Origin of the sequence: Xenorhabdus beddingii (assembly GCF_002127545.1) — a bacterium.
GTDB classification, from domain to species: Bacteria; Pseudomonadota; Gammaproteobacteria; order Enterobacterales; family Enterobacteriaceae; genus Xenorhabdus; species Xenorhabdus beddingii.
Map to the genome: position 1 here is coordinate 97,633 of NZ_MUBK01000005.1, position 15,164 is coordinate 112,796.

At 46.8% G+C, this 15,164-nt stretch carries 14 protein-coding genes; 4 read left to right on the forward strand and 10 right to left on the reverse strand.

The window, feature by feature from the left end:
* Window positions 1-22: 22 nt before the first annotated feature.
* Together betB and betA are read left to right on the forward strand one after the other, a co-directional pair.
* Entirely contained in the window at window positions 23-1,501 is a 1,479-nt protein-coding gene (gene betB, locus Xbed_RS04900; RefSeq protein WP_086111815.1) for a betaine-aldehyde dehydrogenase, read from the forward strand.
* A 27-nt stretch (window positions 1,502-1,528) separates the two neighbouring features.
* Window positions 1,529-3,208 (forward strand): choline dehydrogenase, encoded by a 1,680-nt coding sequence (betA, locus tag Xbed_RS04905; protein WP_086111816.1) that lies wholly within the window; start codon window positions 1,529-1,531, stop codon window positions 3,206-3,208.
* 160 nt (window positions 3,209-3,368) lie between these two features.
* Here betA and Xbed_RS04910 read toward each other — a convergent pair whose 3' ends face one another.
* Together Xbed_RS04910 and Xbed_RS04915 are read right to left on the reverse strand one after the other, a co-directional pair.
* Complete coding sequence (locus Xbed_RS04910; RefSeq protein ID WP_086111817.1) at window positions 3,369-3,806, reverse strand: GNAT family N-acetyltransferase; 438 nt, start codon at window positions 3,804-3,806, stop codon at window positions 3,369-3,371.
* Between the two features lie 190 nt (window positions 3,807-3,996).
* A complete protein-coding gene (locus tag Xbed_RS04915; protein WP_086111818.1) occupies window positions 3,997-4,518 on the reverse strand; it encodes a hypothetical protein in 522 nt (173 codons plus the stop codon).
* A gap of 297 nt (window positions 4,519-4,815) precedes the next feature.
* Between Xbed_RS04915 and Xbed_RS04920 the strand changes: the two genes are divergently transcribed.
* Complete coding sequence (locus Xbed_RS04920) at window positions 4,816-7,125, forward strand: TonB-dependent hemoglobin/transferrin/lactoferrin family receptor (protein WP_244182408.1); 2,310 nt, start codon at window positions 4,816-4,818, stop codon at window positions 7,123-7,125.
* Window positions 7,126-7,266: 141 nt separating this feature from the next.
* Window positions 7,267-7,782 carry a sigma-70 family RNA polymerase sigma factor gene (locus tag Xbed_RS04925; RefSeq protein ID WP_086111819.1) on the forward strand — a complete coding sequence of 172 codons (516 nt, stop codon included), beginning with the start codon at window positions 7,267-7,269 and terminating at the stop codon, window positions 7,780-7,782.
* Between the two features lie 96 nt (window positions 7,783-7,878).
* On the opposite strand, the gene nqrM is transcribed toward Xbed_RS04925, so the two are convergent.
* From nqrM to Xbed_RS04965, 8 genes are all read right to left on the reverse strand, one after another.
* Window positions 7,879-8,103, reverse strand: a complete 225-nt coding sequence (gene nqrM, locus Xbed_RS04930) for a (Na+)-NQR maturation NqrM (RefSeq protein ID WP_086111820.1) — start codon at window positions 8,101-8,103, stop codon at window positions 7,879-7,881.
* Window positions 8,104-8,119: 16 nt separating this feature from the next.
* Complete coding sequence (locus Xbed_RS04935) at window positions 8,120-9,148, reverse strand: FAD:protein FMN transferase (protein WP_086111821.1); 1,029 nt, start codon at window positions 9,146-9,148, stop codon at window positions 8,120-8,122.
* A 125-nt stretch (window positions 9,149-9,273) separates the two neighbouring features.
* The gene (nqrF, locus tag Xbed_RS04940) at window positions 9,274-10,500 is read right to left on the reverse strand and encodes an NADH:ubiquinone reductase (Na(+)-transporting) subunit F (protein ID WP_086111822.1); all 1,227 of its coding nucleotides are present in this window, start codon (window positions 10,498-10,500) and stop codon (window positions 9,274-9,276) included.
* 15 nt (window positions 10,501-10,515) lie between these two features.
* A complete protein-coding gene (gene nqrE / locus Xbed_RS04945; RefSeq protein ID WP_038235359.1) occupies window positions 10,516-11,112 on the reverse strand; it encodes an NADH:ubiquinone reductase (Na(+)-transporting) subunit E in 597 nt (198 codons plus the stop codon).
* Window positions 11,113-11,120: 8 nt separating this feature from the next.
* Window positions 11,121-11,750: an NADH:ubiquinone reductase (Na(+)-transporting) subunit D gene (locus Xbed_RS04950; protein WP_086111823.1), complete on the reverse strand. Its 630-nt coding sequence runs from the start codon at window positions 11,748-11,750 to the stop codon at window positions 11,121-11,123.
* A complete protein-coding gene (locus tag Xbed_RS04955) occupies window positions 11,743-12,537 on the reverse strand; it encodes a Na(+)-translocating NADH-quinone reductase subunit C (protein ID WP_086111824.1) in 795 nt (264 codons plus the stop codon). The genes Xbed_RS04950 and Xbed_RS04955 overlap by 8 nt, the downstream gene beginning before the upstream one ends.
* Entirely contained in the window at window positions 12,530-13,768 is a 1,239-nt protein-coding gene (locus tag Xbed_RS04960) for an NADH:ubiquinone reductase (Na(+)-transporting) subunit B (RefSeq protein ID WP_086111825.1), read from the reverse strand. Before Xbed_RS04960 ends, Xbed_RS04955 begins: the two co-directional genes overlap by 8 nt.
* A 3-nt stretch (window positions 13,769-13,771) precedes the next feature.
* On the reverse strand, window positions 13,772-15,115 hold the full coding sequence (locus Xbed_RS04965; RefSeq protein WP_086111826.1) for a Na(+)-translocating NADH-quinone reductase subunit A: 1,344 nt from the start codon (window positions 15,113-15,115) through the stop codon (window positions 13,772-13,774).
* Between the last annotated feature and the right edge of the window lie 49 nt (window positions 15,116-15,164).

Consider the following 15,164-nt stretch of genomic DNA (forward strand, 5'->3'; position numbering starts at 1 on the left):
GGATAAGCTCTAAGGAGAATCTATGACTCATTTCAGCTCACAGAAACTTTATATCCACGGTGCTTATGTTGATAGTACCCATCCCAACACCACCATGTTTGATGCCATTAATCCTGCCAATGGCGAGATTATTGCTCAATTTCAATCCGCAACTGAGCAAGATGTGGATTTAGCGGTCAAAAGCGCCCATCAGGGGCAGAAAATCTGGGCGTCAATGACGCCGGTAGAGCGTTCCCGGATCTTACACAAGGCCGTAGATATATTGCGTGAACGCAATGATGAACTGGCGGAGTTGGAAACACTGGATACCGGCAAGCCACTTTCTGAAACCCAACAGGTTGATATTGTCACGGGTACCGATGTGCTGGAATATTATGCAGGTTTGATCCCTGCCCTTGAAGGCCAGCAAATTCCACTGCGTGAATCTTCTTTCGTGTACACACGCCGTGAACCTCTGGGGGTCGTAGCCGGCATCGGGGCATGGAACTATCCCATTCAAATCGCGCTCTGGAAATCAGCGCCCGCGCTGGCTGCCGGCAATGCCATGATTTTCAAGCCCAGTGAAGTCACTTCCCTGACCGCCCTGAAACTGGCCGAAATCTATACCGAGGCCGGTTTGCCTGACGGTGTATTCAACGTCCTGACTGGCGCAGGCCATGAAGTGGGGCATTATCTGGCTATTCATCCGCAAATCGCCAAAATGTCGTTTACGGGTGGCATTGTCACCGGCAAGAAAGTGATGGCGAATGCTTCAGGGGCAACGTTAAAAGAAGTCACCATGGAATTGGGCGGTAAATCTCCGCTGATCATCTTTGATGATGCCGATCTGGATCGCGCTGCCGATATTGCCATGATGGCAAATTTTTTCAGCTCAGGTCAGGTTTGTACCAATGGCACCCGGGTTTTTGTCCCCAAGGCACTGCTTGCGCAATTTGAAGCTAAAATTCTTGAACGTGTTAAACGCATTCGCATTGGCTCGCCCCTCGATCCCAACACCAATTTTGGCCCTCTGGTGAGCTTTCCACATATGGAATCTGTTTTGCGCTATATCGAAAGCGGCAAAAATTCCAATGCCCGTTTGCTCTGTGGCGGTAAACGCCTGCTGGAAGGCGATCTGGCGAAAGGTGCATTTGTTGCACCGACGGTATTCAGTGATTGTACTGATGATATGCTGATTGCGCAGGAAGAAATATTTGGCCCTGTGATGTCTATTCTGACTTATGAAACGGAAGATGAAGTCATTGCCAGAGCCAATGATACAAAATATGGCCTGGGTGCGGGCTTGGTGACGAAAGATCTGTCCCGGGCACATCGCGTAATCCACCAACTGGAAGCCGGGATCTGCTGGATCAACACATGGGGAGAGTCCCCGGCAGCCATGCCGGTGGGGGGTTACAAGCATTCCGGGGTGGGTCGTGAAAATGGGTTGGTCACACTGCAACATTACACTCAAATCAAATCAATCCAGGTCGAACTGGGTGATTTTGAATCCCTATTTTAATCCATCACTGAAACAGGGGAGATAACAATGGTATTTGATTACATTATTATCGGTGCTGGTTCAGCGGGGAACGTACTTGCAACCCGTTTGACGGAAGATCCCGATGTAACGGTCCTGCTGCTGGAAGCCGGTGGGCCAGATTATCGATGCGACTTTCGTACCCAAATGCCGGCAGCGCTGGCATATCCTTTGCAGGGAACCCGTTATAACTGGGCATATGAAACCGATCCTGAACCCCATATGAACCATCGACGCATGGAATGTGGTCGCGGAAAAGGGCTGGGTGGCTCTTCACTCATCAACGGCATGTGCTACATCCGTGGCAATGCGATGGATTTTGATCATTGGGCAACGCAGCCGGGTCTGGAAGACTGGACTTATCTTGATTGCCTGCCTTACTTTCGCAAGTCTGAATCACGGGATATTGGCGGAAATGACTATCACGGCAGTGATGGCCCCGTCAGTGTCACGACCCCCAAAGCGGGAAATAATGAACTCTTTCATGCGATGGTTGCAGCCGGTATTCAAGCAGGATATCCGCGTACTGAAGATTTAAATGGCTACCAGCAAGAAGGCTTTGGCCCAATGGATCGCACGGTCACCCCCAACGGGCGTCGGTCCAGTACCGCCCGGGGTTATCTGGATCAAGCGCGATCGCGTGCCAATCTCACGATTATTACCCATGCCTTGACCAATACCCTCGAATTTGCAGGAAAAACAGCGGTTGGGGTCAATTTTTATCGGGGTAATAGTTCGACACCAACGCAAGCGACAGCACGCAAAGAAGTTTTACTCTGCGCCGGAGCCATTGCTTCCCCGCAGATCTTGCAACGCTCAGGAATTGGGCCAGAAGAGGTATTGAACGAGTTTGGCATTTCTGCGGTACAGGTATTACCGGGCGTTGGGCAAAATTTACAAGATCACCTTGAGATGTATTTGCAGTATGAATGCCTTAAACCCGTCTCTCTCTATCCTGCGTTGAAATGGTATAACCAACCTCAAATCGGAGCCGAATGGTTATTCAAAGGGACAGGCATTGGTGCCAGCAATCAATTTGAAGCAGGTGGATTTATTCGTACCAATGAAAAATTTGCCTGGCCAAATATTCAGTTTCATTTCCTGCCCGTTGCCATTAATTACAACGGCAGTAATGCCGTTAATCAACATGGTTTTCAGGCTCACGTGGGTTCCATGCGCTCCCCAAGCCGGGGCCGGGTAAAAATTAAGTCACGGGATCCACGTCAGCATCCCAGCATTTTGTTCAACTATATGTCAACCGAACAAGACTGGCAGGAATTCCGCGATGCGATCCGCATTACCAGGGCAATTATGGCGCAGCCTGCACTGGCTCCGTATTGTGGGCGGGAAATCAGTCCGGGCGCTGAAATCCAGACTGATGAGCAGCTAGATGCTTTTATTCGTGAACATGCCGAAACCGCATTTCACCCATCATGCAGTTGCAAAATGGGAACAGATGAAATGGCCGTTGTGGATGGTGAGGGGCGCGTGTATGGTATTGAGAACTTGCGGGTTATTGATGCTTCCATTATGCCAGAAATCATAACGGGTAATTTGAATGCCACAACCATTATGATGGCAGAAAAAATAGCGGATAAAATCCGGGGGATTTCTCCTCTGCCACGCAGTCAGGTGAAATATTATGTTGCCAATGGCGCCCCCATCCGCCAATTAGCACAAAATAATTGAACAATGAATTTGTGCGCGTAAAAAGGAATAAATCACTAATACGGGAAATTGAGAAAGTTACGTTATATTATTAACATACTCATTTTTCCCGTATTAATATTTCAAATAATAATTATTGTTTTATTATATTAGCCCTTTCAGGCTTCATAATGAAAATCCGTTACGTCACATCCAGTACCATAAAGATATGTTCTGCACCTTCCTCCAAATAAATTTCACCACGAGCTTGATAGCCAAGGCTTTCATAAAACGGCCGGGCATGACATTGCGAAGATAATTCAATCGCTGAAACTTTATTTTTTCGTCCATAATCCTCAATAAATTCCATGATCTTACGCCCCACTCCCCGACCGCGATAATCTTTCAATACCGCAACACGCCCAACTTTAAGCCTGTTATCGTCTTGTGGGATCGCCCGTAGTACCCCGACTGGCTTTTCATCATCAAATATCACCACATGTAAGGCGATATCATCATATTCATCAATATCAATTTCCGCTTCAAATCCCTGCTCATCCGCAAATATCTGTTTGCGAATGGAAAATGCGTGTTGAATTAATTCTGAATCCTGCCTTCCCGTACTGAATTTTATTTTCATTATTATTTCCTGAGTCTTTTTGCGGAATTTCTAATCTACTTTTAGGTGGATAATTAAGTCAAGCAGGCAGGAAGACTATTTCGTTGACATCAGATAAAAATAGAAGGGTGATCATTGGCGGATCACCCTTCTGATATTGATCCCTTTCACACTAATCCCTTTTACACTGATCGGAAATTGAAACGATCAATTAACCTTCTTCTTTTTTATCACCGGCATCTTTAAGACTATTGATTAAATCATCCGTTTTTTTATCGGTTTCAGATTTTATTTCTTCCGTTGTCGATTTTATGCCATCTGAAAGCTGATGAAGTTTGTCAGTGGCCTGACGTTGTATATCATCTTTTTTCGCTTTCATATCATCGATCAGATCACTGGCTGTTTTCCCTGCCTGATCCTGCATATTTGCCGCTTTAGACTTTATCTGTTCAGCGATATCATTAACCGAATGAGTCACCTGATTTTGCACTTCCTTAGACTTTTCGATCATGCCATGACTTCCACTCAGGGCGTTTTCCTTTATCTCCTGTGATTTTTCTTTTGCACTCTCCACTATGCCTGTGGCTTTCTGTTCAGCATCGGTTTTCATGTGTGTTGCTCTGTCTTCCGTTTGCTGTGTAACCTCTTCTGCTTTTGTAGCAGTATCATCACAACCCGCAATCAGTGCCACAATACCGGCCAAGATCAGAGAACTAAAGATCTTTTTCTTCATTGACTAACCCCTTGCACTTAAGGAAATAACCTCACCAATGAGTGCCCTGGCGACTCTGTGCCAAAACATCTCATAAGCACGTTGATCCCATTGCCGACATTGTCAGCGACTGAGAAGGTGTAACACAATACACAAATATTTCAATCAATTGAAATGAACAAAGGTGATAAACGCTTCAACAAAACGCAGTCACAGAGACAAAAACAAAAATAATTCTCATTTTTATTTACCCGATTTAATTTCTCAAGTGACTTATAACAATGTAAATATTTTACTTGATCATATTTCAGGAAATTTATGGCAAATAATAGTCAAAAATTAGAAAAACGCCCAATCACAACGGTGATTCAATACATTTTAAGAGGCACATTCTCAGGGACATTCGTGTTAAGCACAGCATTTTCCGGTGCGGTTTATGCGCTGGAAAATCCCACTGAGCCAAAATCTGAAAAGAAAAATGAGGTCATAAAATTACCTTCACTGTCTGTTGTAGGAAGTTTACACAACAGCACCAGTGCGGGCAGTTCAGTGCTCAAAAAGGCGGATATTGACCGGACTCAGGCAGATAACCTTGGCCAATTACTGGATCAGCTTCCCGGTGTTTCGATGTCAGGTTCGCCGCGTCCCGGCGGGCAAACGCTGAACATCTGGGGGATGGGAGACGTCGAAGATATCAAAGTCACACTGGATGATGCGCCAAAAGGATTCGAGAAATATCGTCAGGGTTCAGTCTTTATTGAGCCTGAGTTAATCAAGCGGGTCGATGTTGATAAAGGGCCACACAATTTGCTGAACGGCAACGGCGGATTTGGCGGCTCGGTCAAAATTGTGACCAAAGATGCGGGCGACTTATTGCGCCCTGATGAGGATTGGGGCGGCTTTATCAAACAAAGCTACCACACCAATGACAGACAGTGGATCAGCAGTGGTGCCCTATATGGCAGAGATCCCAATGGCTTTGCCGACGGATTGCTCTATGTGAGCAAGCGTGATGGGCATAATATTAAACGCCCTGATGGCACCCATTTTGAGTATTCGCAAAACAAGCAAACCTCCTATTTGTTGAAAACTAATTTTTATCCCAGTGACACACATACCGTAAGTCTGTCCGCAATGCGATCTGAATCAGATGGCTGGCAGCCGTGGGCCGCGAAACGAAATAAGACGGCTGTTCCCACTGCCTATGACATAAAAAAATATGGTTTGGATGGTGCATGGAAAAGAAAACTGGTCTTTCGTGATCAAATTGATCAAAACTACTCTGCCAAATGGAATATTGCACCAGAGGATAACCCTTGGTTGAATCTAACGATGACCTATGCTTATTCGAAAACTAAGCAAACGGATCATCGTCCGGAAGATATTATCGTTAATTACAGCGCCTCTATGGGCAATAAAAGCTGGGTGGATTACACCGATCATGTTATTGATATAAATAATAAAAGTGTATTTTCAACCGGTTTCATTAAGCACGAATTACTGGGTGGTGCTAGATGGCATAAAAACCAACGTCATGTGTGGATGTTTGATAAGGATAAGATAGAAGAAGCCGAATATAATTATGGCTATTACCAGCCTTATTATATGCCTGCTGGAGATCAGGCAACACATAGCCTCTATGTACAGGATTCTATGACATTCTCAAACATTACCATTACGCCGGGTGTTCGTTATGACCATACCAAAAACATAGGTAAGGAAAATGCAGCGCCACGGTTTAATAACCCGTTACCCGAAGCGGGGCATGATTATCATGGTGTCACTTACGCCGGATGGTCTTCACATCTGGGTATCATGTGGAAAGCAACACCAAACTTGTCTCTCTTTTCTGATATCAGCCGCACGTGGCGTGCGCCCTTAGTTGATGAGCAATATGAAGTTCAGTCAATGGGCACCCGTCTTCCCAGTACCAGCCGCGATCTTGATGTCGAAAGAATGACCGGCATACGCTTGGGTGCCATTCTCGATTTCGATCATTTAATGCTTGAAGATGACAGTCTGCAAATCCGTACCACCTTATTCCGCAACCGTGGTAAAGATGAAATTTTCAAAAGACGCGGGATTTATTGTGAGGCCCAAATAAAAAGTGGTTCGCCCAGTTCATGCGGAAAGCCACTGGCAAATAATCGTAATTTACCGGGCTATACCATTGAAGGTCTGGAAATTGAGACTTTCTATGACAGCAGCACGCTATTCGGCAAGCTCTCTTTCTCCACGATGCGCGGCCAGCGCGATGCTTCCCCGCGTGATCCGTGGATAGGGCGTAAAACCTGGCTGGCAGAAATTCCCCCAACATCGGCTCACGCGATGTTAGGGTTCAAAATTCCACAATGGCAGATGGCGATGGGCTGGAAAGGCGATTTTATCCGTAAACAAGATCGCTCACCCGTTGATGGTGACCCGATGGCTGAATATTGGGAACTACCAAAAAGCAGCGGCTACGCCCTGCATGGCCTGTTTGCAAGCTGGCGTCCTTCTGATATCAAAGGATTTGAAGCACGAGTCACCATCGACAACCTATTTAACCGGGATTACGCCCCTTACTTAGGAGAATCAGTGTCAGGCATTGGCCGGAATTACAAATTCAGTATTTCACAACAGTTCTAATGAGTATTTGACCACTTAATCACTTAACCACTTAACCCCCTTAATTTTTAAGGGGGTTAGCTCTAGAATGCCTCATTGACTTCTTCCGAACAAATACAAATAATAATCATTATCAGATTTATCCTATCAGGCAATATCATCATGGCGGTGCAAAAAAGCACATTTGGGCACAAAGAAATCGCCCAAAAACTCTATTCCGATTACCATCACTGGTTATGCCACTGGATCAGACAAAACAGTGCCTGCCCAAACCAGGCCGAAGACCTCACCCATGAGATTTTCATTAAGCTGATGCAATCTTCGGATCTTGAGAATATCCGCCAGCCAAGAGCTTTTTTAATCACGATAGCCCGTAGAACCCTTGCCAATCACTGGCGCAGGAAAAAACTGGAAGACAATTATCTGGAGTATATGGGTACAACACCGGAAATCTCATCACATTGTTCTGAGAATCAACTCATGTTGCTGGAACAGCTTGAAAAGATAGATAAGACACTGGATGAACTGCCGGCAAAAGTTCGACAGGCATTTCTGCTTACTCAACTTCAGGGTCTGCGTTACAAAGAGGTTGCAGACGATTTGGGTATTTCAATAAGTTCAGTGAAAAATTACTTACATCAGGCCCACAGAAAATGTCACCCTTTCAATATGCCCTGAACAATGCCCTGAGCCCCTGAATAAGTAACAAAACCCGCTGATTGTCCGGCAGCGGGTCACTTTTTGGGCTATCCATTTATTGAGCGGCAAACCGCATCAAAGAATACGGTTCTTCGCCAACTGCGCCTGACGAACGGCTTCCCTTGCCAGGCGTTTTTTACGGGCATCACAGGGTTCAGGACAATCACAAACTTTCTCTACACCGAGACTTCCCAACCCCCCACAGCTCCCTTGGATACTCTTGCGTTTAACAATATAGCCCAATGCCATGCCCGCGAAGGCCAGCAAGAAAAAGATAAAAGCGGCAATAAAGACTTCCATAACCCTTTCCCCTCTCTTATTGCTTCTGTAAGTATGCCTTGAAAGCAGTACTATAGCGCTCTTCAAAACCTGCTTTGGTTTTGACAATCATAAAGACCGGGATATTCAGCTTTTCCGCCAATTCCATGCCCTTTTCTGGCCCCAAAACATCCAGCCCGGTAGAAAAGCCATCCGCATTCATGCAATTGGGTGCTATCACCGTGATTGAAACCAGATTATGCGTGATGGGCCGGCCGGTTTTCGGATTAATGGTATGTGAGTAACGAACGCCATTCTGTTCAAAATAGTTGCGGTAATCACCCGATGTTGCCACAGACATGGTGCCCGGCTCAATGATCTCCTGAGCGCTCTGTGCCATACCGCTATCCGAGGGTTTTTCAATCGCTATCCGCCATGGGTTGCCTTTGCCATTGTTGCCCGATGTACGAACTTCACCCCCAATATCGACCATGTAATTTTTGATATTCTGGGATGCCAGATACTCTGCCACAACATCAACACCATAACCTTTGGCAATGGAAGAAAGATCGACATAAAGTTCAGGAATAGATTTAATCAGGTTATTGCCTTCAACAGACAGGTGGCTGATGCCCGTCCAGACACGACGAGTCGCTAACTCTTCATTTGTCGGCGCTTTGGTAATTCGCCCTTCCGGTCCAAAACCCCATAAATTCACCAATGGGCCAACCGTGACATCCAGAGCACCCTTTGTCAGCCTATTGATTCGAATCGCTTCTTTGACAACTTTTGCCGTGGCGGCAGAGACCGGAAACGGTTTATTCACTTCACGGCTTTGATTAAAACGACTCAATTCAGAATTTGGCCGGTAAGTGGACATCTGGTCGTTGACTTCTTCCAGCAGCCGATCAATCTCTTGTTGCAGGTTTTCAGGGGCAGGGGCAGACGAATCAGCAACATATTTAACGGAGTAATAAGTCCCCATCGTCTGCCCATTCAGGTTTTGCTGTTCAGGGCCACCACACGCCGCCAGTAGCACAACCGAAAACAATAATGCACTCCAGTGGATAATTTTTTTACTCAGCATAACTTACTCTTCTGACTTATTTTGGCTCTTTCTGAATCGTCAGCGCCCACAAAAAGTGGGCGCTTATCGTTAAATCAACGTTATCTTAAAATCAAAGTTATTTTAAAATCAACGCATTACAAACATCAGCCACCGAAATCATCCAACATGATGTTTTCGTCTTCAACACCGAGGTCTTTCAACATCTTGATGACCGCCGCGTTCATGACCGGAGGCCCACACATGTAGAACTCACAGTCTTCTGGAGCCGGATGATCTTTCAGATAGTTTTCATACAGGACATTATGAATAAAGCCGGTGTAACCATCCCAGTTATCTTCCGGCAGAGCATCAGATAACGCCACATGCCATGTGAAGTTTTCATTCTCTGCAGCCAGCTTGTCAAAGTCTTCGGTATAGAACATTTCACGCTTGGAGCGTGCTCCGTACCAGAAGGTAATCTTACGCTTGGAGTTCAAACGGTTAAGCTGATCGAAAATGTGGGAACGCATTGGCGCCATACCCGCCCCCCCCCCAATGAAGACCATTTCAGCCTCAGTGTCTTTCGCGAAGAATTCACCAAATGGGCCGGAAATGGTCACCTTATCACCCGCTTTCAGTGACCAGATATAAGAAGACATAATACCCGGCACCACATCGGGATTTCTTGGCGGTGGCGTAGCAATACGCACGTTCAGCATGATGATGCCATGCTCTTCTGGATAGTTAGCCATGGAGTAAGCACGAACCGTCGGTTCATTCACTTCAGAAACATAGCGGAACAGATTGAATTTATCCCAATCTTCACGATATTCCTGTGGCACATCAAAATCAGAATAACGGGCAACGTGTGGAGGACATTCAATCTGAATGAATCCCCCCGCACGGAATGGCACCACTTCCCCATCAGGAATTTTCAGTTTCAATTCTTTAATGAAAGTGGCTTTGTTATCGTTAGAGATAACTTCACATTCCCATTTCTTCACGCCGAAGATTTCTTCCGGCAGCTCAATTTTCAGGTCTTGTTTAACGTTAACCTGACAGGCCAGACGGCAACCTTCTTTTGCTTCACGCTTATTAATGTGAGAAAGCTCGGTTGGCAGGATATCACCACCACCGTCGCTGATTTTCACCCGGCACTGACCACAAGAGCCACCACCGCCACAAGCAGAGGAAACGAAAATCCCCTGATTGGACAGCATGTTCAACAACTTGTCACCCGCAGGCGCTGAGAAACTTTTATCCTCATCGCCATTGACTTCAACTTTAATATCCCCGGTGTTCACTAACTTAGATTTTGCGAACAAAATCATTGCCGTCAGTACCAACACAATCAGGGTAAACATTACTACGCCTAGAATGATTATATCCATGAATTATTCTCGCCTTTAGAGCTGCACACCGGAGAAGGACATAAAGCCCAATGCCATCAAACCAGTGGTGACAAAGGTGATCCCCAAGCCTTTCAGACCCGCCGGAACATCCGCATATTTCATTTTTTCACGGATAGCCGCCATCAGCACAATCGCCAGCATCCAGCCCATGCCTGAGCCGAAACCGTATACGATGGACTCACTGAAGTTATAGTCACGCTGTGCCATGAATGAAACGCCACCGAAAATGGCACAGTTCACGGTAATCAACGGCAGGAAAATACCCAGCGCGTTGTAAAGTGCCGGAACATAACGGTCTAAGATCATTTCCAGGATTTGTACCAGTGCAGCAATAACCCCGATAAAGGTAATGAAGTTCAGGAAGCTCAGGTCAACCCCATCCATCAGGGCACCATCACGGAGTACCAGATTGTAGACAAGGTTATTGGCAGGAACTGAAATTCCCAGCACGACAGTGACCGCAACCCCCAGGCCAAAAGCCGTCTTCACATTCTTTGATACCGCCAGAAACGTACACATACCAAGAAAGAAAGATAACGCCATATTCTCGATAAAAACGGCGCGGACAAACAAACTAATATAGTGTTCCATTTTGTTTGTTACTCCTTCTCAACCTGCGCAGGTTTCAGAGTCCGCAGACCCCAAATCAGCATACCAATAATAAAGAATGCACTCGGCGCCAGCAGGAACAGACCATTTGGCTGATACCAGCCGCCATTTTTGACAGATTCCAGCACCGTCATACCGAACAGTTTTCCTGAGCCAAACAGTTCGCGCAGGAAGCCAACCAGCAACAGAATGACACCGTAACCCAATCCGTTACCGATACCATCCATGAAACTTTCAACCGGGGGTGACTTCATGGCATAGGCTTCGGCACGTCCCATGACGATGCAGTTCGTGATGATGAGACCAACAAATACCGATAGCTGTTTGGAAATTTCGTAGGCATAAGCCCGCAAAATCTGGTCTACCACGATCACCAACGAGGCAATGATCGCCATTTGAACAATGATCCGCACACTGCCGGGAATATAGTTACGAATCAATGAAATGAAAAAGCTAGAAAATGCGGTCACCAGTGTTACAGCCAGAGTCATAACCAGCGCCGTTTCCAGTTTAGTGGTCACGGCCAGCGCTGAACAGACCCCCAAGACTTGCAATGCAATGGGGTTATTATCAAACAGCGGCCCAAGAAGGACGCGTTTTATCTCTTTACTATCAGCCATCTTTCAAGGCTCCTTCGCGTACTTTTTTCAGGAATGGGCCAAAACCATTGTCACCCAGCCAGAAATCAAACATATGCTGAACACCGTTAGAGGTCAGGGTCGCACCGGACAAGCCGTCTACACCATAAGGATTGTCACCGGCCCCACCACGGACGATCTTAAGCGCAGGGACACCTTGCGGGTTATAAAGTTTTTTACCTACCCATTGTTTGCGCCATTGTGGGTTATCAACTTCCCCCCCCAAACCCGGGGTTTCACCATGAGAATAATAAGTAATACCGCGAGAGGTTACGCCATCGATGTCGATGGAAATAAAGGCATACATGACTGACCACAATCCAGAGCCATAGATGGGCAGAACCACTTCCGTGGTTTTGCCCTGCTCATCCCTGACCAGATAAATTTCTGCCATATTGGCACGACGGCGGATTTTTGCCAGATCTTGCTCTGGAGACAAAGCCATGCTGGTTTCATCACTGCGCAGAGCATTATTCAGGTCAAAATTGCCAGCGCCTTTTTCCAGCGTTGCGGTTTTTAAATCAAGCAATTCAGGCTGAATACGGCGGATATAGGTTTCATTGATTTCGGCTGTCGTCATATTCGGTTTCAATAAACCGGCTACATCCAGAATATTACGCTGTTTATCCAGCAACTTCTGTTCCTGCTGCTGCGCTTTCAAGCCTACCGCTGAACCGGCAACAACAATCGAACAGACCAGACACAGCACAAAAACAACGAGAAACGTTCTGCCGATGCTGTCATTATTTTTTGGTTTATCATTAGCCACGGGCTTTTCTCCGCTTGATATTGGCCTGCACGACCAGATAATCGAACAGTGGCGCGAACAGGTTAGCGAACAGAATCGCCAACATCATTCCTTCAGGATAAGCTGGGTTTACTACTCTGATCAGGATACACATAACACCAATCAGAATGCCGTATGCCCATTTTCCCTTATCCGTAAACGCAGCGGACACCGGGTCAGTTGCCATAAAGATCATGCCAAAAGCGAAACCACCCAGAACTATATGCCAGTACCACGGCATAGCGAACATCGGGTTAGTGTTGGAGCCAATGGCATTAAACAGGTAAGACATGGCAATCATGCCGATCAGCACCCCGGCAACGATGCGCCATGACGCAATACGGGCAAACAGAATGATGGCACCACCGATGAAAATCATCAGAGTAGAGACTTCACCCACTGAACCTGGAATGTTACCAATAAACGCATCCATCCAGCTAACAGGCTGCCCGGTGATGGTATTCATCAGACCGTGCTGACCCGCAGTCGCCCACTGAGATAATGGCGTCGCTCCGGAAAAACCATCCGCCGCAGTCCAGACCACATCACCTGAAATCTGAGCCGGATAAGCAAAGAACAGGAACGCGCGACCAGCCAAAGCCGGGTTAAGGAAGTTGCGACCCGTACCACCGAAAATTTCCTTCGCAATCACAACACCGAAAGTAATCCCCAGTGCAGCCTGCCACAGTGGCAGTGTGGGTGGAACAATCAAGGCGAACAGAATGGAACTGACAAAGAAACCTTCGTTGATTTCATGTTTGCGGATAATGGCGAAGAGGATCTCCCAAAATCCACCCACGGCAAACACAACTGCATAAATGGGCAGGAAATAAACCGCCCCCAGCAACATTTTGCTGCCCCACCCTGCATCTGGTGTCAATGACGCACCAAGATACTGAGCAAGGACATAATGCCAATCAGAAGCCAAAACTTGCTGTAAAGCCTCTCCATTGTACAAATGGGTCAGGGCTGGGATCGCCTGATTACCGACGTTGTACATCCCCCAGAACATGGCAGGAAAGACAGATATCCATACCAGGATCATCATACGTTTGAGATCGATGGCATCACGGACGTGGGCACGCCCTTTTGTCACTGTCCCCGGCGTGTAGAAAACGGTGCTCACTGCCTCATAAAGAGGATAATACTTTTCCAGTTTGCCGCCGGCCTCAAAGTGGTGTTCTACCTTTTCAAATAAATTTTTCAGGCCCATGAATTACCCTTCCAGCTCAATCTTAGTCAGCACGTCACGCAATACCGTACCGTACTCATATTTGCCGGGGCAAACATAGGTACACAGTGCCAAATCTTCCTCATCCAGCTCCAGACAACCCAGTGCCTGGGCACTGTCGGTATCGCCTGCGAGCAAGTCACGCAGCAGGTGCGTTGCCATAATATCCAGTGGCATCACACGCTCGTAGTTGCCAATCGGCACCATTGAACGTTCTCCGCCATTGGTGGTGGTTGAGAAGGCAAAGCGCTTGTTTTTCAGGAAGTGGCCCAATGTGGTACGGGTAATGGAGAACTTATTGATTCCCGGCGCTATCCAACCGAACAGCTCTTTTTGACGACCTTCAGTCAGAACTGAAACCAGTGTATGGAAACGACCAAGATAATGACGAACATCATCTGATTTTGTCCCCCACAGTACAGAACCAGAAACAAGGCGGTTGTCACCCTCTTTCAGTTGATTCTGGGTTAATTCCAGCAAATCAGCGCCCAGACGGGTGCGCACCAAACGGGGTGATTTAACCTGCGGCCCGGCCAGAGATACCACACGATCAGCGTAAAGCTCACCTGTCGTAAATAGCTTACCGATGGCAATGACATCCTGATAGCCCAAATGCCATACGGTTTTTTTCGCACTGACAGATTCAATAAAATGAATATGGGTGCCAACCAAACCTGCGGGATGTGGACCCGCAAACTGGTTATAGGTGATTTGAGCGTTGTTTCCTGCTGTTGGAATATTCCCGGCACCGTGGCAAACGTGGACTTTCCCCTCTGTCAATCTTGACAGAATATTCAGGCCATCAACAAAAGCCTCTTCCTGTGTTGCTATAACCACTAATGGATCAGCCGCCAGTGGCTGAGTATCCATTGCCGTTACGAAGATTGCCTTTGGTGTGGAACCGGGAGCAGGAGAACGACTGAAAGGACGTGTGCGCAATGCGGTCCACAACCCGGATGCAAGCAGATTTTTTTCTACCTGCTCACGGCTCAGGTCAGCAAGCTCCGCACGATCATAACGATCAAACGTGACTTTCTCATCACCACTTAATTCAATGACCACAGATTGCAGAACACGACGCTCACCACGTCCAATGGTTACCACTTTCCCGCTTGCGGGACTCGTGAAAACAACCCCTGGATTCTTCTTGTCTTCAAAAAGAATTTGCCCTTTTTTAACATGCTCACCTTCCTTAACCAGCATAGAAGGACGCATTCCAACATATTCTTCGCCCAGTAAAGCGACATGGCGAATTGTCGGACCGTCTTCTATAACTTGGGCAGGCGCTCCTGCTATCGGGAGGTTGAGTCCTTTTTTAATTTTAATCATAAGATTTGCACAAGTTTATCAGTTAAATCATATGCTACAGATACCCTGC